A 22,349-nucleotide genomic window follows, 5' to 3' on the forward strand; every position below is an offset into this window, starting at 1 on the left:
AGTTTTAGGACAGGGAAGCCGCAGGTTCCCCATCAAGGTGGATAATTGGGGAATGTCCAAGCCCGAGAAACTGTCGCCCTACGTCCTCGCCGAACTGCAGGCCCGCGAAAGCTTCAAGAACCGCGACTTCCAAGCCGCCCTGGACTCGGCCCGCGAAGCCGCGCGTGAGTCCCTTGAAGCCGGTGACCAAGCCGGCTGGTGGAACATGACATACCTGCAGGCTGAATGCCAGCGGGACCTGGAATCGCTTTGGGATTGTCTCGAACTTGCCCGGCAACTGGCCGAACATCCGCTCTCCGCCGCCAAACCGGCATTTGCTGCCCGCACCTATATCATGCTGTCCACGGCTCATCAGGGGCTGGGCCATCTCGCCGAGGCCGCCGCAAACGCTGCCCGCGCAGCCGAACTTGTATCTGGGGATGAGGAGCAGGTCGACCTGCAGATTCAGGCTCAACGCGGACTCATCGCGGCCCTCGCCGAGAGCCGCAGAGTGGATGAGGCTTGGCGGGAGTCCCTTGTGCTGGAGACGCTGGTGACGGATCTTGTGGATGAGGATACAGCGGGGAAGGCCTACTGGGTCATCGGCAATGTGGCTTTCCTCAGCAAGCGGATTGAAGACGGTGGACGGTACCACGACATGGCCGCGGAGCAACTCTCGCATTCGAAAGACGTGGATTTATGGGCACATTTCAATAGGGCTTCGGCAGTGATGCGCCTGGAGGCAAACCTGACCGATCCAGCAACGCTCCGGTGTATTGAACGGGCCGAACTTGCCACCGACATCGTGGGCGGAAGTGAACGTGACCGCCTCGAAATGTCTTTTGTTCGGGCATACTGGTATTTCCTGACAGGAGACATGGAAAACGCGCTTTCCTTACTGAAGTCTGTATGTGCCAGATCAGAATTCCTGCCTACTCAAACAGCGGGAGAAGCGCGTTTCCTCTTAGGTAAGGCACTGTTTGCCAACGGCGATTTAAGCGGCGCACGGGAACAGTTGAACACTGCACAAATGCTATTCGAAGGTGCCGCCGCTACAGAGCGAAGCGAGGAAGTCCGCGCATTTGCAGCAACAGTAGAATAGTCCTCTCATGGAACAAGGGGGCCGCAGCCCTTATTTTGCCATGCCAGCAGAATTAGTCCACCTCTTGGCTGAGGGATGCTTTACCGGCGCCGGGGCGGTATTTTAGTGACACAACCCGTCCCGTGAGCGGGGCGGAGTCGGGAGGGGCGGAAGCCTCTCCCCTAGTGCAAGCGGGGGTACATGTCAGAGTCACTAGCGGTTCCAGTGTCGCCGGGCACCCTCCCGTTGACTCGGGACGGCGCCGTTCGAGTCACCCTCCCGCTGATGGGCCCGCGAGATGTTCGCTGAAGACGACCCACGCCTGGGGCAGTTGCTTGACGGCATCGTCCGGTTAGCCGCCGGCGAGCTGCATTCCAGGATAGAAGTATCACCTGCGCGGGATGAGCTTGATGCCATCATCATGGGGACCAACCTCCTGGCCGAGGACCTCGAGATTATCTATCAGGAGCTTGAGCAACGGGTGGAAACCCGTACCCAACTACTGCACCAGGCGCACGAGGAAATGCGCGCCATGGCCCTTACCGATTCATTGACCGGCTTGGCTAACCGCAGCGCATTTGTGGCCGCGCTTACCAAGGCGCAGGCTGACGCCGCGGCAACAGACGACAGCTTGCCGCCCGCCGTCGTACTCCTGGATCTTGATGCCTTCAAAACCATCAACGACACACGTGGCCACGCTGTCGGAGACCGGGTGCTTGCCATGGTGGGGGACAGGATCCGGCGCGCCGTCCGCGAAACAGATGTTGTGGCGCGCTTGGGCGGAGACGAGTTTGCGGTCCTGATGCCCGCTACTTCCGCAACGCGTGCAGCGGGAGTGGGCACCAGAATCCTTCAGGCGCTGAACGAGCCCATTGAAATGGACAACGACAGCGTCCACTGCGGGGCAAGCATGGGCCTTCGAATCAGCGAGCCGGGCGAATCCGCCGAGCAGCTGATGGTGGAGGCTGACATCGCCATGTACGCCTCGAAGGCTGAAGGCCGGAGCAAGCTGAAAATCTTCGAGCCGTCCATGCTCCACGCCCGGCAGCTAAGGAGCCAACTGGCGGAAGACCTGCGGGGCGCCATAGCGGACTCTGAGTTGGTGCTCTTCTATCAGCCCATCGTGGAGCTTGCCAGCGGGAGGATCGAGGGTGTTGAGGCGCTGGTCCGCTGGAACCACCCGGAGCGCGGCATGGTGATGCCGGATGAGTTCCTGCCGATCGCTGAAGACGCAGGCCTGATGTCCGAGCTGGGTATCTGGGTCCTCCGAACCGCCATCGAGCAGCTGCGTCATTGGCGCGAAGACGGAATCGCGCCTCCCGAAATGTCCATGCGAGTCAACATCGCTGCCACTGACCTCCAGCGCCTGGAGTTTATTGAAGAAGTGCGGGACATTCTCACGCGCGCCGATCTCAGTCCCGACCTGCTGGTCCTTGAGCTGACAGAGCAGGCCATCATCATGGGCAACGAGCTGGACAGATACTCCCTCAACAGCCTGCGCAAGCTCGGCGTCGGGCTGGAGATTGACGATTTTGGCACAGGCTACTCCTCCATCAGCTATCTTCGCCGGCTTCCTGTTGACCGGGTGAAAGTTGACCGTTCCATCCTCATGGAACTGGGAACCGACCCGGACCAGCCTGCACTGATTGCAGCAGTCCTGCAGCTCATCCGAGCATGTGGCCTGGAAGCAGTTTGGGAAGGTGTGGAAACTGCGGAACAGGCCGAGTATCTGCGCAGTATCGGTTGCATCAGCGCCCAGGGTTACTATTACAGCCGTCCGCTGGCCGCTCTGGAAATGGCCCGGTTGCTGCAAGAGGAAAACGCGCCGTGGCATCACTCGGCGGGTTTGCACCCTGGCTAGCAGGCGCCTCGCCTAACGGGAAGCCTCGTGCCACGCCCCCCGTTCCTGCAGCACGTGCTTCAACAGATCCGCCCGGTCCGTCACGATCCCGTCCACTCCGAGGTCTAACAGCCTGTTCATTTCGGCTGCTTCATTGATGGTCCAGACGTGAACCTGCAGTCCGAGCCGGTGCGCCCGCCGAATAAGCGCGGGAGTCACCACACGTATCCGGCCTCGGCTGACAGGGACCTGCAGGGCGTGGACTCCCCGCATGACCCTCCTGAGCAGCCACGGTGGAAGGAACCGTCCCAGCAGCACAAAAACGGCACTGGTCACCGTCCCGGCCGACGCTGCCACCGGTCTGCTGAGGAGCCTGAGCACAGCCCCCCTCCGCAGGTCAGAGAAGCTGGTTATCAGGACGCGGTTATGCACCCCATGGCGCTCGATGGCCGCGGCAACGCTGGGAACCGAGCTCCAGTCCTTGACATCCAGGTTCAGCCTGACATCGGGGAATTCATTGACCAGCTCGTCAAAAAGCGGGATGGCCTCCACTCCGCCAATCTTCGCGGCAGAGACTTCTGCTGCGCTCAGACGGGAAATGCGGCCTTTCCGGTCGGTGATGCGGTCCAGCTGATCGTCATGGAAGAGGAGCAGCACGCCGTCCGCTGTGGTGTGGACGTCTGTCTCCAGATAGCGGTAGCCGAGGTCCACTGCAGCACGGAACGCCGCCATGGAATTTTCGAGCCCTTCACGGGAAAACCCGCGGTGAGCCATGGCTATAGGCACAGGAGCTCCCGCGTCATTAAGTGAAATCAGGAACGGGGGCAGCTCACTCACTCCTGAAGCGTAACCCGAAGGAGTGTGCCATCAGCTGTTGGGCAGGATCTCCACGCCGTCACTGCAGTGCACCAATGTGCGGCCGCGGCCGCCGTCGAGGTCCACCCAGACTGTGGTGTGGTCCCGGCTGACGGCGTCTACGAAGCCGCCCGTCTCAAAACCCGGGGCGCTACGGACGAGAACACGGTCTCCCTGTCGGAGGGATTTCCAGTGCACATCCGGTTCCACGTGGCGCAACGGCTGGTCTTCAACCCTGTTACTGCGGTACCTGGACATTTTCTTCCCGTCCTCTTCTAGAATGATCCTCTGTAATTGGAAGAGTAAGGGGCCAAAATGAACGTTGGTTGGCCGTTGGCCGGGAATCAGGTGGACGGTTAGGAGCGCCTAGGAAAGCGCCACACCAAGTTTCTGCAACTTGGCCTCGAGGATCTGCGCCACGCCGTCGTCGTCAATATGCGGTGCCTGCTGGCCTGCCGCGCGGATTGCGGCGGGATGGCCGCTCGCCATGGCATAGCCGTCGCCGGCCCACCGGAGCATCTCGACGTCATTGGGCATGTCGCCGAAGGCAACAACGTCTGCTGCGTCTACACCAAGTGAAGCGGCGTATTCAGCGAGGGTCACGGCTTTGTTGATGCCGGGGAAGGCGATTTCCAGCATCGCGACCGTGGGCGCGGAATGGGTTACTGACGCCAGATGCCCCACCGCAGGCGCTACCTCGGCCAGGAAATCATCGGCTGTTCCTTCCCGAATGACGGCGAGGAACTTAACCACGGCGTCATCTGCTGACAGCGTCGTGTGGAGCGGGGCAGGGGTGAACTGGGCCAGGAGTTCACTGGAATCGTTCTCGATGAACCCCGGCTCCAGATGGAAACTGGTGAGGGTTTCAGCCGCGAAGAGCGCGGAGGGCCGCAACTCCTTGATGATCCGCCGCACCTCGAAGACCGCTTTGAGATCGAGGGTCCGGGCGGAAACCAGCCGGTCGGCTTCGAGGTCCCACACAACAGCACCGTTGGAGCAGATGACCCGCCCGGTGTGACCCAGCTGGTCCTGCAGCGGGTGCAGCCAGCGCGGTGGTCTTCCAGTCACGAAGACCAGTTCGACGCCGGCAGCGCGGCAGGCGCGGAAGGCACGGATGGTGCGGTCGCTGATTTTTCCGTCGTGTCCCAGAATGGTTCCGTCAATGTCACTTGCTACGAGCCGCATGACGCAAGTCTACGTGGGCAGGTCTACCGCCGTTCAAACGTGCCCGTCAGCCTCGCGCGGCCCAAGGTATGGTTTGCAAGCTTGGACACTATCGAAGCAGCCGAATCATCCGAGGCCACGTCCAGTTGTTCGGTGTCCAAAGCATGCACCACCAACAGATAGCGGTGAGGCCCATGCCCCGGCGGTGGTGCGGCGCCTACAAACCCCGAAAAGCCGGCGTCGTTCTTAAGTTGGACAGCCTCCGGTGGCAAAAGGGCATTGCTGCGGGAGCCAGCACCGGCCGGGAGCGAGGTGGTGTCCGCAGGGAGGTTCGCAACTGCCCAATGCCAATATCCTCCGCCCGGAGCGTCGGGATCGAAGACTGTGACTGAATAGCCCCTGGTTCCTTCGGGGGCACCTGACCAGCTGAGCTGTGGGGATTCATCCTGTCCGCCGGCTCCGAGTACTCCGCTGGTTTGGGCCGGTGGCAGAACCTGGCCATCTTCAAAGGATTCGCTGCCTACTTGGAAGGATGCGATTCCGGATGCTGCTTCAAATGGATCAGGTACTGTCATGGCTGCCTTTCAACGTCGGGGACGAGGGCGTGATTGAGTTCAGCGCGGGTGGGCGGGTTGGCCCCGGCGCGGGAGACAGTTACTGCGGCGGCTGCGGCCGCATGGGAAAGGAGTTCGGCGAGGGTTTCCGCGGAGATTGCACGCAGTTCCTTTCGGTTCTGCGCGCCGTCCAGTCCCAGATCCACCACTCCTGAAAGCAGGGCCGCCATGAACGAATCACCTGCGCCCACTGTGTCGGCGACGTCAACTGCAGGTGTGACTGCTTCAGCTTCACCCGCGGCAGTGATTCCTCTGGGGTTGGCTGCGCCTCGGGTCACCACCACCATGGCCGGGCCTTCAGACCCACCGAGAGCCAGCCAGCGGCGTGCCGACTCCAGTATGTCTTCCCCGGGGTAGAGCCATTCGAGGTCCTCATCCGAGGCCTTCACTATGTCCGCAAGGGACACAAATTTCTCTGCCTGCCTCCGGGCATAGCCTGCATCGGCAACGATGCTCGGCCGGCAGTTGGGATCGAAACTGATGGTGGCGGAGGGGTGTGCGTGTTCGACGGCGGCCAGCACCTCTGCCGCCCCGGGCGCCAGCATAGTGGCAATGGATCCTGTATGCAGCAGTGTTGTTCCCTGCAGCATGAACGGCAGTCGGTCAACGAGGCCGGGGAGCTCCCAGGCGAGGTCGAACGTATAGGTGGCGGCGCCGTCGTCGTCAATCAGTGCGGTGGCCACGCTGCTGGCAGCGAGTCAGGACCCTGGGGCACCATCACTGAGCTGGACCTTAGGTGGGCCGCGACAGAATCGCCATACGCATCCCGCCCGTAGCGGCCGATGAACTGAACCGGGTGGCCGAGGCGCGCCAGCCCAACCGCCACGTTCAGGGGGCTTCCGCCCACATGGGCTTCAATTCCCGTTGGACGTTGCACAACGTCAACCAGGCCCTCGCCGATTACTGTCAGCATGGTCCCTACTCTGCCAGAGAATGCCCCGGAATGGCTGCCTTCCGCCCACCCCGGATTAGTTCAGGAGTGCTGGTCCTTGGCGTAGACGTCCGGGATGCCGTCGTTGTCAGCATCCACCTTTTCCTCTTCCTCTTCCCGGCGGTAGACGCGGTTCCTGGCACGCAACACCACGGTGGCCAGGACCGAGGCCAGAAGGGAAGCGGCCAGGATTCCCACCTTGGCGTGATCGTCCTGAACTGTTCCATGCCCAAAGCTCAGCTCCGCAACGAGGAGGGACACAGTGAAGCCGATCCCGGCCAGCAACGAGATTCCGAAGACGTCGATCCATTTGAAGGAGCTGTCGAGGGCAGCCTTGCTCGTTTTAGTCAGGACCCAGGTGGTGCCCATTATGCCAATCGGCTTTCCCAGCACCAGCGCAGCAATAATGCCGACGGCGACCGGATCGGCCAGTGCCGACCGAAGGCCTTCCCAACTGCCTACGGCGACGCCGGCGGAGAAGAAAGCAAAAATGGGCACAGCGACGCCCGCAGAGATGGGCCGGAAACGGTGTTCAAAGATCTCGGAGAGGCCGGGGCCGGTTTGGGGACCGCCGCTGGCCTGTGAACGCAGGACCGGGATCGCGAAGCCCAGGAGCACGCCGGCGACAGTGGCGTGGATTCCCGAAGCGTGCACCAGCGCCCAGACGAGGATCCCCAGCGGCAGCAGGATGAGCCAGGCTGCCCATACCCGGGTCCCGAAGAACCGGCGGTACTTCTGGGCCAGGAGCGTGTAGAGCCCCAATGGGATCAGCGCCAGCAGCAGGGGCATGGGCTGGATGTTCTCCGAGTAGAAGAGAGCAATGATGGTGATGGCAATCAGGTCATCAACAACGGCCAGCGTCAGGAGAAAGATCCGAAGGGCGCTGGGAAGGTGGGATCCAATAATCGCCAGGACGGCGACTGCAAACGCGATGTCGGTAGCCGTCGGGATTGCCCAGCCTCGAAGGGTTTCCGGGCTCGTGATGTTAATGACGGCGTAGATTACTGCCGGTATGACAACGCCGCCGGCAGCTGCAGCCACCGGAACCACTGACTTGTTGAGCTGCCTCAGATCCCCTGCAACGAATTCACGTTTGAGCTCGAGCCCCACGAGGAAGAAGAAAACGGCAAGGAGCCCGTCAGCGGCCCAGGCTCCGAGGCTGAGCTCCAGGTGCCATGGCTCATAGCCGATTTTGAAGTCCCGAAAGGCGAAGTAGCTCTCTGACGCAGGAGAATTTGCCCAGACCAACGCGATGATAGCGGCGGCAACCAACAGCGCTCCACCAACGGTTTCCTTGCGGAGAATCTCGCCGATGCGCAGGGACTCGGCGTAACTTCCGCGTCCGAAGATGGTGATGCGCGGGGGAATTGGTGCAGGCTTCTGGCTCATCTGAGTCCTCAAGGTAGCGTCGACAAAGTCACGCCGACCAGACTTCCCGGCACACCTGACACCCAGTGTAGGGGAAGGATTAGCCCGGACGCATGCGCTGCCGCGACATTACTCGGGTTGAGGCAGGCGCCCCGTCCTTCAGGCAGGCCGCACCTCCCGCTCCCCCGCACTCAGCCCAGCAGGCCTTGGACCAGTTCCCTGCATTTGCGGTATGACGGCGCCTTCGGATCAATCAACGCAAAGTGGTCACCTGGCAACTTGAGCAGCTGAACGGGTGCACCGGCAGCCCGGGCAGCAAGTGCGTAGGCCTCGGACTGGCTCAGGGGAACGGTGTCGTCGTCCAGGCCATGGACAGCGTAAACAGGCACTGTCAGGGGGACTGTGCTCATAGGGTCCACGTACATGTGGCGCTTGGGATACTTCCGGGCCGGCCCGCCAAGGAAATTGCTGACCGCACCGTTGCTGAGATCCAGTTTTTCTGCGTCCGCGAGGTTGAGGAGGCCGGATTGGCTGACAACACCTGTGAGGTGAACGGCGCCGTTGCCGTTCTTGCGGACCAACTGACGGTCGGCCTCAGGCGCGGGCAGAGTTCCGAGCTTGTCACGGCCTGCTGCCCACACGGCCAGGTGGCCTCCTGCTGAATGTCCCAGGGCAACTACGTTGCGAAGATCAAGGTCGTGCTCTTCAGCAATATCCCTCAACTTGTCGATCCCCGCCAGGACATCCTCAAAGGTGTGAGGCCAGCCCCCGCCGTTTCCTGCCCGCCTGTACTCCAGGTTCCATGCCGCCATGCCGTGCATCGCAAGATCCCGAGCCAGCGGTTCGCCCAGTTCAGCACCGTATTGGGAACGCCAGTATCCGCCGTGAATGACCACAACAACGCCTTTGGGCGTTTGTTTGCCATTGGCTTCCGGCAGGAAAAGTTCGCCCCACTGACTGGGGTCTGCACCGTACTGGTACTTGTGCCGCTTCACTGCATCCTCCTCGGGGCGTGTTCTACAGAAGGCGGACAATGCCCCAACTGTCCGCCTACTGCTGCGACGCCTGGTCTCGACGATGCACATCAGCTAGGTCTGAGCCTACCTTGGCCTTTGCCTGTCTACCGGATTTGGGATGGTCTGCGTCACCGACCTGGGAGGGCCGGTGTCACCCGGGGCGGGGTGTCAGTGCCATCGTGTCGCACCCCCACCGTAAGCTGGCTTTATGGCAACCAATTGGGACCTTCTCGACACTGCCCAGAAGCAGGCTGTGCAGGAGAATGTTGAGCTTTATGAGCGGGTGCGTCCGGCCCTGAAGCTCGTCACGCGCGAGGTTCTGCTGACCCTGCGGGGCATGCTCAAGGACACCGAAGTCACACCGTTGTTTGTTACCGGCCGTACCAAAACAGTGGACTCCTTCCGCGAGAAGATTTCCCGGACAGAGGAGCCACTGGAGCCCGGAGGCCCCCCGGTCCTGAAGTTCCCTGACCCGTTCCGCACCCTTAACGACATGGTGGGAGTGCGTGTCATTACCAAGCTTCCGGCTGAGAACGCAGTGGTGGCGAACCTCATCAAACGCCAGCGCCAGCTTTTCGACTGCCGTGGCGACCGGGAAAAGGACATCGGTTCCATTGAATCCGGGACCTATGGGTACTCCAGCCGCCACTTAATCCTACGGACCATCCAGAATGAGGCCGTGAAGGACTACCAGCAAGCCTTCAATCCGGATCTTCCCGCCAACGGCAGCTACTTCTTTGAATGCCAGATCCGTACAGTCTTTGCGCACGCCTGGAGCGAGATCGAGCACGATATCCGCTTCAAAGCTGAAGACCCCCGGGCTTGGACGCCTCATTTCGACCGACAGTTCACCGCAACGGCCGCCATGCTGGAAACAGTGGAAGGCGCATTCGCTGATCTGCACGAGCGCTATGAGGAGGTCCGCAGCTTCTGGGATACCGAAGGTGAAGGCGCGGCCCCGCTCACCCCCAACCGCATCCGGGACGTCTGGCGGACGCTCCTGCCGCACGTGGACCGCAAGGTAGACGACGATTGGGGCTGGGCGGCTGAGCTGATGGCCGCCCACAGCCTCAACCAGACAGTCCAGCTGGCCGAGCTGCTCAGCGCCAACCGGATCACTGAGGTCCGGCGTGCTTTGGACCACCGGTATTCGCCGGGACCGGACAGGCTGCTGGATGACCTCTTGCTCTGGCAATACGGTACCAAGCATATTGACCTCACCGCTGAATCGCCCGACGCCGTCCCCCACCCGCGGCGGGACAGCCTCCAGCGGAGGCTGAAGCAAATCGAGCGGTACCGCCTGACGCAATAACAGTTTCCGCTGTACACCCGGGTGCTGAGCTCAACGGTTCCCGGTAAACTCCGGCAAAAAGGTCGTTACAGAGGCGTCGGGTAGTGGGATACTTGGGCTTCACAGGCTCGTTCAGCAGGGGGAAGAAGAGCATGGTCCTCGATACAGTTACCCTCAGGGTCGCTTTCGCCGTGATGGCCTTGGTTCTCAGTCTCCTTTTCTACTTCTCGGCCTACCGCAGCACCCGCTCGGCCTACAGCGCCTGGTGGTGCTTCGCGCTCATCCTGTTTCTCGCCGGATCCGCATCGTTGCTCCTAGAAGGAACGCCCCTTCAATGGCTGGCCATTCCGGTAGGCCACGGCCTGTTGGTCGCAGGCGCCTCCAGCGTGTGGGCGGCTGCGCGCTCTCTTCGCACGTCCATACCCCGTCCCTGGCTTCTGCTGGCGGGGCCGGTGATAACGGCTTTCGCCTCATGCCTGGAGAACCCGGCAGGCAACACCTGGTCAGGAGGCGCGGTCTTCCTTGCCTCCATGAGTGTGATTATTGGATTGGCTGCGCATGAGCTCTGGCGCCTCGAGCCGGGTTATTCCAAGATCCGCATGCCCATGGCCATCGCGGCCGGATCGCTGTCCCTGTTCTATTTCCTGCGGCTGATCGCGTATCTTGTCGAAGGCCCGTACAGCCCCAATTTCCAGGCATATTTCGGGTCCGCCATCACCACTGGCATCACCATGGTTCTCCTGGTGGTCGCCTCCTTCAGCATGGCGGCACTCAGCACTGAGCAGCAGACCCAGGCGTTGCGTACGTTCGCAACGCGCGACGGGCTGACCGGGCTGCTGAATCGGGGCGGCTTTCTTGATCTGGCCGAGACAGAACTCCTTAGGCTTCGGCACACGCGCGCGCCCGGAACTCTTCTCCTTGCCGATCTGGATCACTTCAAAGCCATTAATGACACCCATGGCCACGCAGCCGGGGATCGAGCATTGCAGGCGTTCGCCAAAGCGTGCACGCAGACGGTCCGGTCTTCCGACCTGGTCGCCAGGTATGGAGGTGAGGAGTTCGTCCTGCTTCTACCGGGAGTGAGTCCCTACCGCGCCGAGGGCATAGCGACGGACATCAGCCGCCGTATGGACGCTGCTTCTGGAGAGGTTGGCATACAAATGCCCACCGTCAGCTACGGCTTAGCGGTAGTGGACCAAGATACAGAAGGCCTAGAGGAACTAATCGCAGCGGCAGACGCCGCTCTCTACAGCGCAAAATCACTGGGCCGGAACCGAACAGTCCGCTACGCCCGTTCGACCAAACCAGGGAACTGAGAAAGGGACCTTGAGAACCGGTACCAAATACCGGCCTTGACGCTGAAACTGCTAGCGCTTGCCCTTCTTTCGGGATCCCCGGCCGCGGCCCTTGTCAGGATTCGGGGCGTAGCGCTGGGCTACGGCCGGTTTCTTGGCTCCGCCCGTTCCCCGGCGGTCAGGCTTAGGGGCTTTTTTGGGCTTCTCCTGGTTCGCCGATGGCTGCCGGGAACTCTGGGCAGTGCGCCCCCGAACGATCCCAATGAACTCCTCGATCACCTCGTCGGCCGCATCGGCAGGCCAGGCGAGCGCGATCTCGGTGCCGGGCACACCTGTCAGCCTCCGCGCCACAGTGTCCTTAACATTGAAGTGCCGCGCAACCGACATCGGAAGGATCAGCAATCCTGCGCCGGACGCCACCACTTGGAGGGCATTTTCTGCTCCCCCGAGTTCAGCAGGGTCCAAAAAAGTTTCGTCTGCCAGGTCGTCGAACGCGACCTCCTCGAAGACCGAGATTTCATGGCCCTTCGGCGCAACCACAACGGGCTGTTCCTCATAAAGAGGAATAACACTGAGTCCCTCGCGCTCCACGGGGAGGCGGACGAAGCTGAGATCAGCTGCACCGTTCCGCAACACCGCAAGCTGCTCGCCGTCGTCGGACATAAAGGACTGCAACGGAACGTCCGGCATCCGCTCTTCCCAGCGTCGGATCCATTTCCCAGGCGTTACCCCAACAACGTACGCAAATCTCAGCTCGCGGCGGCCCTCATCTGGTTCCCCGCTTGACGTTTCCGTCGAAACCGGAGGAGAAGGGGGAAAGGGATGCTCGGGAGCCTGGGGGATTTCATTGTCTGCTGGCACAGCTTCACAGTACCGTCAGCCGTTCATCAGAGTCAGCCGTTCACTGCACAGTACACGCGATGGTGCCGGAACGGCGCCTGCTCTGGCGCGGTGAGCGCGCCCGTACAGATACCCTTGAAGCATGACCTCTGCAAACTCCCAGTCCATGAAGCCGGCCACAGTTGCCAAGAAACTCGGCATCTACCTGCCCGCGACACCACAGGAGTTCCAGGATTCAGTAATCACCCGCGCTGACTTCGCCGAGCTCCAGGCCAATCCGCCGGAGTGGCTGGTCGAGTTGCGCCGTAACGGCCCCCACCCCCGCCCCGTGGTGGCCCAGAAACTGAACGTCTCCATCAGCGGCCTCGCCCGTGGCGGCGTTGAAGAAGCACTGACGACGGCGGAAATCACCGCCCTGCTGCAGGCGCCCCCTGCGTGGCTGGTGGCTGAGCGCTCCACACACGCCGCCGTCCGGGCTGAGGCTCAGCGCGTCAAGGATGAGGCCGCGAAGAAGGAAGCCAAAAAGGCCCGCCAAGGCTGAACGGGCCAGAACGGGCCTAGCTGAGGCCTGTAGTGACGGCGCATACTGATACCAAGCGGCGCTCGATCTTCCAGCGGCACTGTTGGAGGACGGCGCCAAGCGGGTAATAGCGCTGGAGGTGGTCCGATGCCCGCCCTGCCTGATGCCGTAGTGATGGCGCCTGCAGAAATCGCACTGTGGGCAGGTGTGCTGGTGTTCGCTATCGCTGGAACCGTCCGTGTCCTGTACCGGAGCGTCAGCCAGACTCCTGCCGCGTCCAACGGAGGTCTGCTTTCCCGTTACAGCCCCGCCGCGGCCAACTCCAGGGAAAACAAGCCTGCAGAAAACAGCCAAGCGGGCAGGAGCGAACCAGACGCGCTGTTCTGGAATGTGTTCACCGGCCTCGTGGTAATCGTACCGGCCGTGCTGATTCCGGCCGTGTTGTCGCCAGTGATCGGACTCTTGCTGTTTACGCTCGGTACTGCCGCTGCCCTTCTGACTTTGACCGGCAGCCGCAAACTGGACCTGCGTCAGAGAAGCAAGCCGGAGAACCGTCCCGGATGGGTGGCCGCCGCGGCACGCCACGATGCTGTTCTCCGGTTGTGGAGCAGCTACGAACTGGACCCGGGAAAGGCCATCGAGTTTCCTGGCATGAGCGATGTTCGTGTCCCTCAAACGGCCGAATTCTTCCGCGCCATGAAGGAAGCCCAACGTTGCCGGCTGGCACCCGATACCGATTATGCACGGGCCGTGGAAAGGCTCGAGAAGGCCTTCGAAGCTGCAGACAAAGCGTCGGGACCGCTCAGTATCGGCTCGTAACTTTAAACTATTGTTCAACAATGTCTTGCGGAGATTGTTGAACAGTCTGTAGTGTTGCCCGTGACATCCCATTGTGACTCCGGTCACCCGCACCCTTTGGACGGACCCCGTGGAAAGCACAGCAACACTCCCAAGCAAAACGAAAGCCGGCAGGCGCTCGGCTCTCCTTGGTGCCATGTTCCTCATGGCCACCAGCGCAATCGGCCCCGGCTTCATCACCCAGACCGCGGCGTTCACAGTGCAGCTGGGGGCTGCCTTCGCCTTCGCCATCCTCGTATCGATCCTTGTGGACATCGCGGTGCAGACCAACGTCTGGCGTGTGATCGGCGTTTCGGGGCTGCGGGCCCAGGAACTCGGTAACAAGGTCCTGCCGGGTGTGGGTTGGTTCCTCGCCGGCCTCGTGTTCCTGGGCGGCCTGGTCTTCAACATCGGCAATATCGCAGGCACCGGTCTGGGCACCAACGCCATGATGGGGTTGGATCCCAAGCTCGGCGGCGCTATCTCCGCTGTTATCGCAATCCTGATCTTCCTCAGTAAGAAGGCAGGCCTGGCACTCGACAAGATTGTGGTGATCCTCGGCGCCGTCATGATCCTCATGACGCTCTACGTGGCCATCGTCTCCGCCCCTCCCCTTGGCGAAGCACTCCGGAACACGGTGATGCCCGAGAAGGTGGACTTCCTGGTGATCACCACGCTCATCGGCGGAACCATCGGCGGCTACATCACCTACGCAGGCGCCCACAGAATGCTGGATTCCGGCGCCACCGGTGTGGAGCACGTCAAAGAGATCACCCAAAGCTCCATCCTGGGCATCCTGGTGACCTGCGTGATGCGCGTCCTGCTTTTCCTCGCGATTTTCGGAGTGGTGGCTGGTGGCGTGGCATTGGCCAACAACAACCTTGCCGCCTCTGCTTTCGAAGCTGCCGCCGGTCAGATCGGACTGCGCATGTTCGGCGTGATTCTCTGGGCGGCCTCCATCACCTCAGTGATCGGTGCCGCATACACCTCGGTTTCGTTCGTGACCAAGTCCTCAACAAAGGAACGCACGCGCAACCTCATCACCGTTGGCTTCATCGCCTTCTGCGCCGTCGCCTACCTCCTCATCGGACAGGCCCCGCAGCAGCTGCTCATCTTCGCCGGTGCCTTCAATGGCCTTATCCTCCCAGTGGGCTTCGCCCTCCTGCTGTGGGTGGCCTGGCGTCGCCGAGACCTTCTGCACGGCTATGTCTATCCCAAGTGGCTGCTCATCATCGGTGCTCTCGCCTGGCTGCTGACCCTGTTCCTCGGCTGGAACTCACTGGCCGGCCTCGCCAAGCTCTGGGCCTAGGAGAAACCGTGACTGTCTCAACGAACTCCCCTGCCGTCGTCGTACTTCCTGAGAATCCGGCAGCCCTGCTGCCTTCAGAGGCTCGCGCACTTTTCCGGGCGGGCCTCGTTACCCCCACTTCCGGCTGGAGCGCCGGGTTTGCCCAAGCAAACCTGATTATTGTGCCGAAGGCACAGGCTTTCGATGTCCTGCTCTTCGCGCAACGTAACCCGAAGCCGTGCCCAATTCTGGGAGTGCTCGACGCCGGTGAGACGTCCGGCGCGCTGCTGGCCGGCGGCGACGTGCGGACCGACGTCGCACGGTACGTGGTGTATGAGGACGGGGTGAAAGTTGACGAGCCGACGGACATCCGCGCGCACTGGCGCGATGATCTGGTGACCTTCATTGTGGGGTGCAGCTTTACCTTTGAAGCCGCCCTCCAGGAGAACGGGATACGGGTGGCCCACATCGACCAAAGGGTGAACGTCCCGATGTACAGGACAAGTGTGCGCTGTGAACCTGCGGGCGCCATGGCTGGCCCTTTGGTGGTGTCCATGCGGCCCATCCCGGCTTCGCAGGTTGCCGACGCCGTCCGGATCACCTCACGCTATCCCGCTGTTCACGGCGCCCCCGTGCATGTGGGAAATCCTGGGGAGCTGGGCATCGCCGACCTTGCCCGTCCGGACTTTGGCGATGCCGTGGAAATGCCTGCCAACCATGTTCCGGTCTTCTGGGCCTGCGGGGTAACACCCCAGGCTGCCGTGACGGAGTCGAGGCCCGCCCTTGCGATCGGGCATGCCCCCGGACACATGCTGATTACTGACGCCCGGGACAGCAGCTACCTGGTGCCCTAGCCTCTGCAGCTGCTCTTGCACAGCGCCGCGGGCCCGTTATCGGTACCGCGGCGCTTTTGCACCTTCCTGGCGGTCAGGGCTCTGCGGTCATGGCCGTGCGGTCATGCCTGTGCGGCGCCGATGTGGGCCAGCAACTCATCCTCGGCGGCGTCAAGGTAGCGCCGAAGCTCTGCAGCGGCTTCTTCCCGCTGGCCTGACCGGATCTGCGCCACAAGGGCAGCGTTGCGCTCCACGTAGTGGCTGTGAAAATCCGGAGTTGTGGCCATTGCATGGAATACCAGGCGCATCTCAGCCAGAACCTTTTCCATCAGCTCATCCAACGAAACGCTGCCGGAAAGTGAGACGAGGGCTTTGTGCAGTTCCTGGTTGGCGTCTGCCATGCCCTGGATTGACCCTGCAGCCAACGCCTCGCGGGCCTGCAAGATGATGGCATCGAGCCGGTCCAGCGTATTGTCAGGAATCTCCCCCCAAAGCACTGCAGCCGGCTCAATCATCCGCCGCACCCGGTAAATCTCCCGAACATCTTCCGCTCCCGGAGCTGCCACGTACACTCCCCTGTTGGGGATGCGCTGGACCACGGACTCGCCTGCCAAGACGGTGAAGGCCTCCCGCAAGGTGTTACGGGAAACCCCAAGGGCCTCTGAAAGTTTCTGCTCCGACAGCTTGGTCCCCGGCGGGAGCTGCCCGGCGGAGATCCTCGCGCGAAGAACAGCCGCAACCCAAGCGCCGGTATGGGCATGGATGGCGTGACCGTTGTCGGCGATCCCTTGGAGTGCAGCGTTCATGGGCATGGTCCCAATCTACCTAAGCCAGACGTGATCCAGCTCTTTAGGCCAGAACCTTCCACTTCGCAGGGGCACGAAGGACCTGTCAAACGCAGGAGGAGAGTAAACAAGAATTAAAAGTAAGTAGCCTTACAAAGCTTGCGCAATGAATAGCGGGCCAATACTTTCCCAACTGGCAGTTTTACTGGGAACCCAACGAATTAAAAAGACAGCCAGAGGATCCTCAAAGTCGACCATTTCCAGCGAAATCTTGACCCTCCAAAGCGGCTTGGCCAGCTCGCGTAGCAATCGCCAGACTGCAGTGAAAGATCTCAGTCCCTCTTTTCCCTACGAACTCGGGCTTCTTTCCAAGCGTCGTCAAAGTACAGCTCTAAGCGCCGCCGGTAGTACAGTATCGATAGTTACATATCAAAAGGTTTTAATCATTCTGTTTATTAATTGGTTTGTATTGCAAATGTTGCGGACTTGACAAAGTTATGGATGCCCCTAACTATTTACCGTGGGGGAAGCACTAAAAGCACACTGCATCTGCGCGACCCGTACAACACGCGGGTCAAAGTCTGGCCCCGAACGATCTACAGGGGGTAGACCGTTGTATAAAAGACGCCCAAATGCCGATACGGCAAAAACAAAGACCAGGCCAGCCAGTGCCTCGAGACGAAGTTTAAGTCTCCTTACCAGCGGTGCACTGATCGCAGGAATCTTTACAGTGGGGGGCATCGGCCTTAGCGTGCCGGCTCCTGCGGTTGCAGCCCCACCGCTCGCATGCGAGTCGGTCTATTCCATCCAGGGCGCGTCTCCGCGCAATCTCTGGGTCGTGGATACAGCCACCGGCACCCAGACCAGCGTTGGCACTTTCAACATCAGCGGTTCAACTCAAAGTCTCAACGGCCTCGGCATTGCCGCTGACGGTAGCGCCGCCTTCGGTGTTCTTCCGAACACCGGCAATACCGGTCGTACGATCTACCGCCTTGACAGGGCAACGGACACCACTGCTCCACTCGGCGCCGGGGAGGCTGACACTCCTGTAACGCATGGTGCGATCAACCCCGCCACAGGGTTCTACTACTACGGCGGATTCAGGGACGGCACGCTCGAGATTTACGGATTCAACACGACCACCAACACATCCATTGGCCTGGTGGCCAGCGGAGTAGTTCCGAACGCCGGGGGTAGCGGCGACTGGGCCTTTGACCGGCAAGGCCGCCTTTATGTCATCGGCGGTGGATCAACCGAGAGCATTCTTACCGTCATCGACCAGCAGCTGCCGACATCGCCGGGCGCACCCATCACGATCACCGGCACGCAGATCGTTTCCGTCGTAACCCCGCAGACCGTGAACGGGATCGCTTTTGGCGGCGACGGAATGCTTTATCTCGGCAGCGCCACGGCCCTTCGCCAGGTAGACCCCGTAACCGGCACCGTGACCAGCACCCAGCCTTTCTCCGAAACCGGATCAGTGGATCTCGCTTCCTGCGCTACTCCCAACACCATCTCCGTACAAAAGGATTTCCCGGCAGGTCGCGTTGCTCCAGCCGACCAAGTGACCGTGGCCCTGAGCGGCGGCGGGCTCCCCGCGGGCATTGACGGCACTACCGCAGGCACGGATCCAGGACTCCAGGATGAGCCGGCTGAGATCGCGGGCCCGGTCTTTGGCCGCGCAGGCACCACCTATACCATTACTGAAAGTGGTGCAGGCAGCACACCGAGCAGCCCCACAGCTTTCGGATACGCCTCAAGCTGGGCCTGTATCAATGAAAACACTGGCGGAACCATCGCTAGCGGGACAGGTACCAGCGGCGAATTCGTCATGCCGGATGCCGGCGCCGCTGGCGTAGCCATTGTCTGCACGTTCACCAACGCAGCCCAGGTCACCGGCATTACATTGGATAAGCAAGCCGGCGCCGCAACAGGCAACACTGCCGGTTCGACTGTGACCTACACCTTTGATGTAACCAATACCGGTACGGTGCCGCTGGAGACAGTGACCGTAACTGATGCACTGGTTGGCACAGTGACTTGTCCGCCCGGCCCCTTGGCAGTTGGGGCCACGACGACTTGTACAGCGGCGCCCTACACCCTCTCGCAGGAGGACGTTAACGAGGGCCAGGTTGTGAACAACGCGTCCGCTACCGGGACGGTCGCCGGACTGCCCCCGGCCATCGACGAGGACACGGAAACCATTCTCATCGAACGGAACCCGTCTCTGTCCGTGGATAAGCAAGCAGGGACACCGACGGACGTCAACAACTCCGGGATCACCGACGCCGGCGATACCATCCAGTACACCTTCACCGTCACTAACGACGGAAATCTCCCAATCACCGGCTTGTCCATTGCCGATAACCTCCTGGCCGGCCAGAGCCCGGCAATTGCAGTCACCTGTGAGGAAACTGCACTTGCACCCGGCGCTTTCACAACCTGCACCGCGGGCCAGCCTTACACCATCACAGGAGGCGATGAAACGGCTGGCGAAGTGGTGAACACCGCCACCGCAAACGGCGTGGACCCGAGCAACACCCCTGTTGTATCGGACCCGGACAGCACCCGCACAGTGGTCACGGCACAGCAGAACCTGCTGGTAGTCGAAAAGAGCGCGGGCGAGCCCGTAGACGTCAACGCCTCGGGGATCACCGATGCCGGAGACACCATCCAGTACACCTTCAGGGCCACTAATAACGGGAATGTCGCTGTGACCGACCTGGTTATCAACGACGGCCTTCTCAGCGGACTCGACCCGGCAATCACTGTGAGCTGCGAGGAGACCACACTTGCCCCCGGAGAATCTACTGACTGTGCAGCCAGCGCGGTTTACGTAGTCACCGAAGCCGACGAGGCTAACGGTTCGGTGGAAAACACGGCCACCGCAGAGGGTACCGATCCCGACGGCGACCCCGTCGTATCTGTTCCCGATGAGACCACCACCGAGGTCGTCGTTCCACAGCCCGCGCTGGGGATCGAGAAGACTGCCGGGGCACCTGCGGACCTTAACAACTCAGGGATCACCGACGCCGGCGACACCATCCAGTACACCTTCACCGTGACCAACACTGGAAACGTGACAATCCACGACGTCGTTGTCAATGATCCTCTGATCGGCAGCGTCACCTGCGTCAGCACGACGCTGGTCGCAGGTGCTCCTACCGAATGCGTAGCGGACGCCGTCTATGTAGTAACCGAGGGCGACGAGGACTCCGGCTCAGTGGATAACGCCGCCACCGCTACCGGTACCGACCCTGACGACGCACCCGTGAATTCGGAAGAGGACACCACATCCACTCCGGTTACCGCACCGGCCCCGGCCCTCGGCATCGACAAAACCGCCGGAGTACCGGTGGATGTCAACAGCTCAGGGATCACCGACGCCGGTGACACCATCCAGTACACCTTCACGGTGACCAACATCGGAAACGTTCCCGTCCGGGACGTGGGCGTCAACGATCCCATGGTTGGCGAGGTCACCTGTACAGTTACGCCCGCGGTGCCGGCAGGAGACCCGATTACCCTGGCTGTCGGACAATCGTCAGCGTGTGCAGCGGACGCAGCCTATGTAGTGACAGAAGCAGACGAGGTCAACGGGTCAGTGGACAACATCGCCACCAGCACCGGCACCGACCCCGACGGCGGCACTGTCACTTCCGTGCCGGACACCACCACCACCGAAGTAACGCTGCCGGATCCCTCCCTGGTCATCGAAAAGACCGCCGGGAACCCGACTGATGTCAACAACTCCGGGATCACAGACGCCGGCGACACCATTCAGTTCACCTTCCGTGTAACCAACGACGGCAACGTGCCGGTCACCTCAGTAGGCGTGGTGGACCCGCTCGTCGGAACCGTTCTCTGCAATGAGACGGTATTGGCACCCGCTGCCTTCACCGACTGCGCAGCTGAAGCGGCGTACACCATCACCGCCGATGATGAGGTGGCCAACGTCGTCGCCAATACAGCCCGGGCAACCGGCATCGACCCGAACGAGGAACCCCTCGAGTCGGATCCGGATTCAACCAACACGCCCGTAACCGAACAGGCACCGGTGCTGACCTTGGAGAAAACAGCCGGGGAACCAGTCGACGCCAACAACAACGACACGGTTGATCCCGGCGACACGATCCAGTTCACGTTCCTGGTAACCAACGACGGCAACGTGCCGGTCCGCGAGATCGAGGTCAACGATCCCATTACAGGCAGTGTTACCTGTGAGGAGCTTCAGCTTGGAGTGGGCGAGTCAACCGACTGCTCAGCCGATGAGCTGTACGTGATCACGCAAGCCGATGTGGATGCCGGTCGGGTTGTAAACGTTGCCACGGGAGAGGGAATCGACCCCGACAACGAGCCGACTGTCTCGAACGAGGACTCAACCACAACGACGATTGCACGCTCTGCGGAACTCCAGATTGAAAAGAACGCAGAACTGATTGACGGTGACGGCGACAAGTTGGCCGATGTGGATGAGGGAATCCAGTACAGCTTCACAGTCACAAACACGGGCAATGTAACCATCACGGAAGTCCGGGTCGACGATCCCAAGGCCGGTGCAGTTACCTGTTCCGAAAATGTCCTTGCACCGGGAGCGTCCACAACGTGTTCCGCAGATGAGCGGTACGTGGTAACCCAGGCAGATGTCGATGCTGGGTTCATCGACAACGTGGCCACCGCAGCCGGCACACCGCCGGTTGGTATGGAACCGGTGGTTTCCGTTCCGGACACCACCTCCACTCAGGCGCACGTGACTCAGGCTCTCAAGCTCGAGAAGGACAACGCACTTCGTGACGGCGACGGCGACGGCGTGGCCGACGCAGGGGAGGTCATCCAGTACACCTTCACGGCTATCAACACGGGAACAGTCACCCTGAATGATCTTCAGATTGATGATCCCCGGCTGACGGCCGCGGGGGTAACCGTCTCCTGCCCCGCCACCACAGTGGCTCCCGGTGAGTCTGTCATCTGCACTGCCGACTACAAGGTGCAGGCCGCTGATGTTGCATCCGGCAATCCAATCGAGAATGTGGCCAGCGCCAAGGCCCTCGGTCTTGGTGGGGTCGCACTCTCACCGGAGGACGCAACCGAAACGCCTGTCACCAAGAAGGATGCCGGCGCTCCGCTGGCAAACACCGGACGTTCCCTCGCTAACACCGGTGGCGTTGCCTTCGCCGCAGCGGGCATGGCCGGTGTGCTCCTGCTTGGAGGACTGGCCCTGACCGTGGTGTCCCGCCGCCGCAGGGCGTAGTGGGAGTGCGGGTGCTACGGCCTTGGTCGTAGCACCCGTCTCAGGCACTCAAACAAGAACGGCACCCAGAACTGCTGCCCAAGGCTTCCCGGACCCGCTCCGGGAACACAAAAGCGGCGATTGGATCATGTCCCCCCGGATAGCCCCAGTCGCCGCTTTCGTGTGTCTGCCCGAATGACCACGCGGCCAAGTCATCAAACAAAATGCTTGCAGGATAGTAAGGATGCTGATTAACTCATGACATGGGCCGATACCCGTCGGCATTGCCATAATGAAAGGGAAGTGCAGTCATGGGAATTCTCGGATTTCTCCTGCTCGGTCTCATTGCTGGAGCAATTGCTAAAGCCATCCTTCCGGGCCGGCAAGGCGGAGGATGGGTCGTCACACTCGTTTTGGGTGTCGTCGGAGCAATACTCGGCGGATGGATCGGTTCGCTGATTTTTGGTGGAGGTCTTGGTGAGTTCTTTGATCTCCGGACTTGGCTGTTGGCCATTCTCGGCGCCGTCATAGTTCTCGCTATCTACGGTGCGGTTGCCGGCCGCAGAAGCCGGGTCTGACTCG

18 protein-coding genes and 1 pseudogene are annotated in these 22,349 nt (G+C 61.4%); 10 read left to right on the top strand and 9 right to left on the bottom strand.

What is annotated here, in order from left to right; translation table 11 throughout:
* Positions 1-52 precede the first annotated feature (52 nt).
* Both M1E05_RS00810 and M1E05_RS00815 read left to right on the top strand, forming a co-directional pair.
* Positions 53-1,081, top strand: coding sequence for a hypothetical protein (locus tag M1E05_RS00810; protein WP_461164159.1), 1,029 nt, complete (start codon positions 53-55; stop codon positions 1,079-1,081).
* 277 nt (positions 1,082-1,358) lie between these two features.
* Positions 1,359-2,921: a putative bifunctional diguanylate cyclase/phosphodiesterase gene (locus tag M1E05_RS00815; protein WP_461164160.1), complete on the top strand. Its 1,563-nt coding sequence runs from the start codon at positions 1,359-1,361 to the stop codon at positions 2,919-2,921.
* Between the two features lie 12 nt (positions 2,922-2,933).
* On the opposite strand, the gene M1E05_RS00820 is transcribed toward M1E05_RS00815, so the two are convergent.
* The 7 genes and pseudogenes from M1E05_RS00820 to M1E05_RS00850 all read right to left on the bottom strand — a co-directional run bounded on the left by M1E05_RS00820 (position 2,934) and on the right by M1E05_RS00850 (position 8,827).
* Entirely contained in the window at positions 2,934-3,674 is a 741-nt protein-coding gene (locus M1E05_RS00820) for a glycerophosphodiester phosphodiesterase (RefSeq protein ID WP_461165305.1), read from the bottom strand.
* A gap of 93 nt (positions 3,675-3,767) precedes the next feature.
* Positions 3,768-4,013 carry a hypothetical protein gene (locus M1E05_RS00825; RefSeq protein ID WP_458112629.1) on the bottom strand — a complete coding sequence of 82 codons (246 nt, stop codon included), beginning with the start codon at positions 4,011-4,013 and terminating at the stop codon, positions 3,768-3,770.
* 108 nt (positions 4,014-4,121) lie between these two features.
* Positions 4,122-4,940 carry an HAD family hydrolase gene (locus M1E05_RS00830; RefSeq protein ID WP_461164161.1) on the bottom strand — a complete coding sequence of 273 codons (819 nt, stop codon included), beginning with the start codon at positions 4,938-4,940 and terminating at the stop codon, positions 4,122-4,124.
* 23 nt (positions 4,941-4,963) lie between these two features.
* A complete protein-coding gene (locus M1E05_RS00835) occupies positions 4,964-5,494 on the bottom strand; it encodes a YbhB/YbcL family Raf kinase inhibitor-like protein (protein ID WP_458112627.1) in 531 nt (176 codons plus the stop codon).
* Positions 5,491-6,446: pseudogene (locus tag M1E05_RS00840) on the bottom strand (carbohydrate kinase family protein). Before M1E05_RS00840 ends, M1E05_RS00835 begins: the two are co-directional and overlap by 4 nt.
* Positions 6,447-6,506: 60 nt before the next feature.
* The gene (gene nhaA / locus M1E05_RS00845; protein ID WP_458112625.1) at positions 6,507-7,853 is read right to left on the bottom strand and encodes a Na+/H+ antiporter NhaA; all 1,347 of its coding nucleotides are present in this window, start codon (positions 7,851-7,853) and stop codon (positions 6,507-6,509) included.
* 170 nt (positions 7,854-8,023) lie between these two features.
* Positions 8,024-8,827, bottom strand: coding sequence for an alpha/beta hydrolase fold domain-containing protein (locus tag M1E05_RS00850; protein WP_461164162.1), 804 nt, complete (start codon positions 8,825-8,827; stop codon positions 8,024-8,026).
* 229 nt (positions 8,828-9,056) lie between these two features.
* On the opposite strand from M1E05_RS00850, the gene M1E05_RS00855 reads away from it, so the two are divergent.
* Positions 9,057-10,160, top strand: coding sequence for a GTP pyrophosphokinase (locus tag M1E05_RS00855; protein ID WP_461164163.1), 1,104 nt, complete (start codon positions 9,057-9,059; stop codon positions 10,158-10,160).
* Positions 10,161-10,291: 131 nt separating this feature from the next.
* Entirely contained in the window at positions 10,292-11,455 is a 1,164-nt protein-coding gene (locus M1E05_RS00860) for a GGDEF domain-containing protein (RefSeq protein WP_461164164.1), read from the top strand.
* A 51-nt stretch (positions 11,456-11,506) separates the two neighbouring features.
* Here M1E05_RS00860 and M1E05_RS00865 read toward each other — a convergent pair whose 3' ends face one another.
* Complete coding sequence (locus tag M1E05_RS00865; RefSeq protein ID WP_461165306.1) at positions 11,507-12,187, bottom strand: LysR family transcriptional regulator substrate-binding protein; 681 nt, start codon at positions 12,185-12,187, stop codon at positions 11,507-11,509.
* A 229-nt stretch (positions 12,188-12,416) separates the two neighbouring features.
* Here M1E05_RS00865 and M1E05_RS00870 point away from each other — a divergent pair, with 229 nt between their 5' ends.
* From M1E05_RS00870 to M1E05_RS00885, 4 genes are all read left to right on the top strand, one after another.
* Positions 12,417-12,815, top strand: coding sequence for a DUF5997 family protein (locus tag M1E05_RS00870; protein WP_458112621.1), 399 nt, complete (start codon positions 12,417-12,419; stop codon positions 12,813-12,815).
* Between the two features lie 126 nt (positions 12,816-12,941).
* On the top strand, positions 12,942-13,613 hold the full coding sequence (locus M1E05_RS00875; RefSeq protein ID WP_461164165.1) for a hypothetical protein: 672 nt from the start codon (positions 12,942-12,944) through the stop codon (positions 13,611-13,613).
* A 175-nt stretch (positions 13,614-13,788) separates the two neighbouring features.
* On the top strand, positions 13,789-14,940 hold the full coding sequence (locus M1E05_RS00880; RefSeq protein WP_461165307.1) for an NRAMP family divalent metal transporter: 1,152 nt from the start codon (positions 13,789-13,791) through the stop codon (positions 14,938-14,940).
* A gap of 8 nt (positions 14,941-14,948) precedes the next feature.
* A complete protein-coding gene (locus tag M1E05_RS00885) occupies positions 14,949-15,773 on the top strand; it encodes a putative hydro-lyase (RefSeq protein ID WP_461164166.1) in 825 nt (274 codons plus the stop codon).
* Positions 15,774-15,874: 101 nt separating this feature from the next.
* On the opposite strand, the gene M1E05_RS00890 is transcribed toward M1E05_RS00885, so the two are convergent.
* Positions 15,875-16,564, bottom strand: coding sequence for a GntR family transcriptional regulator (locus M1E05_RS00890; protein ID WP_461164167.1), 690 nt, complete (start codon positions 16,562-16,564; stop codon positions 15,875-15,877).
* An 811-nt stretch (positions 16,565-17,375) separates the two neighbouring features.
* Between M1E05_RS00890 and M1E05_RS00895 the strand changes: the two genes are divergently transcribed.
* Positions 17,376-21,788, top strand: coding sequence for a beta strand repeat-containing protein (locus tag M1E05_RS00895; RefSeq protein WP_461164168.1), 4,413 nt, complete (start codon positions 17,376-17,378; stop codon positions 21,786-21,788).
* A gap of 290 nt (positions 21,789-22,078) precedes the next feature.
* The gene (locus M1E05_RS00900; RefSeq protein WP_247041639.1) at positions 22,079-22,345 is read left to right on the top strand and encodes a GlsB/YeaQ/YmgE family stress response membrane protein; all 267 of its coding nucleotides are present in this window, start codon (positions 22,079-22,081) and stop codon (positions 22,343-22,345) included.
* Positions 22,346-22,349: the final 4 nt, after the last annotated feature.

The organism is Arthrobacter sp. R4-81, assembly GCF_054792365.1.

Excerpts from the sequence above, each read along its gene's own strand:
- M1E05_RS00855 (WP_461164163.1), top strand. The coding sequence starts at position 9,057 with ATGGCAACCAATTGGGACCTTCTCGACACTGCCCAGAAGCAGGCTGTG.
- nhaA (WP_458112625.1), bottom strand. The coding sequence starts at position 7,853 with ATGAGCCAGAAGCCTGCACCAATTCCCCCGCGCATCACCATCTTCGGA.
- M1E05_RS00815 (WP_461164160.1), top strand. The coding sequence starts at position 1,359 with ATGTTCGCTGAAGACGACCCACGCCTGGGGCAGTTGCTTGACGGCATC.
- M1E05_RS00820 (WP_461165305.1), bottom strand. The coding sequence starts at position 3,674 with ATGGCTCACCGCGGGTTTTCCCGTGAAGGGCTCGAAAATTCCATGGCG.
- M1E05_RS00875 (WP_461164165.1), top strand. The coding sequence starts at position 12,942 with ATGCCCGCCCTGCCTGATGCCGTAGTGATGGCGCCTGCAGAAATCGCA.
- M1E05_RS00810 (WP_461164159.1), top strand. The coding sequence starts at position 53 with ATGTCCAAGCCCGAGAAACTGTCGCCCTACGTCCTCGCCGAACTGCAG.
- M1E05_RS00900 (WP_247041639.1), top strand. The coding sequence starts at position 22,079 with ATGGGAATTCTCGGATTTCTCCTGCTCGGTCTCATTGCTGGAGCAATT.
- M1E05_RS00825 (WP_458112629.1), bottom strand. The coding sequence starts at position 4,013 with ATGTCCAGGTACCGCAGTAACAGGGTTGAAGACCAGCCGTTGCGCCAC.
- M1E05_RS00830 (WP_461164161.1), bottom strand. The coding sequence starts at position 4,940 with ATGCGGCTCGTAGCAAGTGACATTGACGGAACCATTCTGGGACACGAC.
- M1E05_RS00870 (WP_458112621.1), top strand. The coding sequence starts at position 12,417 with ATGACCTCTGCAAACTCCCAGTCCATGAAGCCGGCCACAGTTGCCAAG.
- M1E05_RS00880 (WP_461165307.1), top strand. The coding sequence starts at position 13,789 with ATGTTCCTCATGGCCACCAGCGCAATCGGCCCCGGCTTCATCACCCAG.
- M1E05_RS00860 (WP_461164164.1), top strand. The coding sequence starts at position 10,292 with ATGGTCCTCGATACAGTTACCCTCAGGGTCGCTTTCGCCGTGATGGCC.
- M1E05_RS00890 (WP_461164167.1), bottom strand. The coding sequence starts at position 16,564 with ATGCCCATGAACGCTGCACTCCAAGGGATCGCCGACAACGGTCACGCC.
- M1E05_RS00835 (WP_458112627.1), bottom strand. The coding sequence starts at position 5,494 with ATGACAGTACCTGATCCATTTGAAGCAGCATCCGGAATCGCATCCTTC.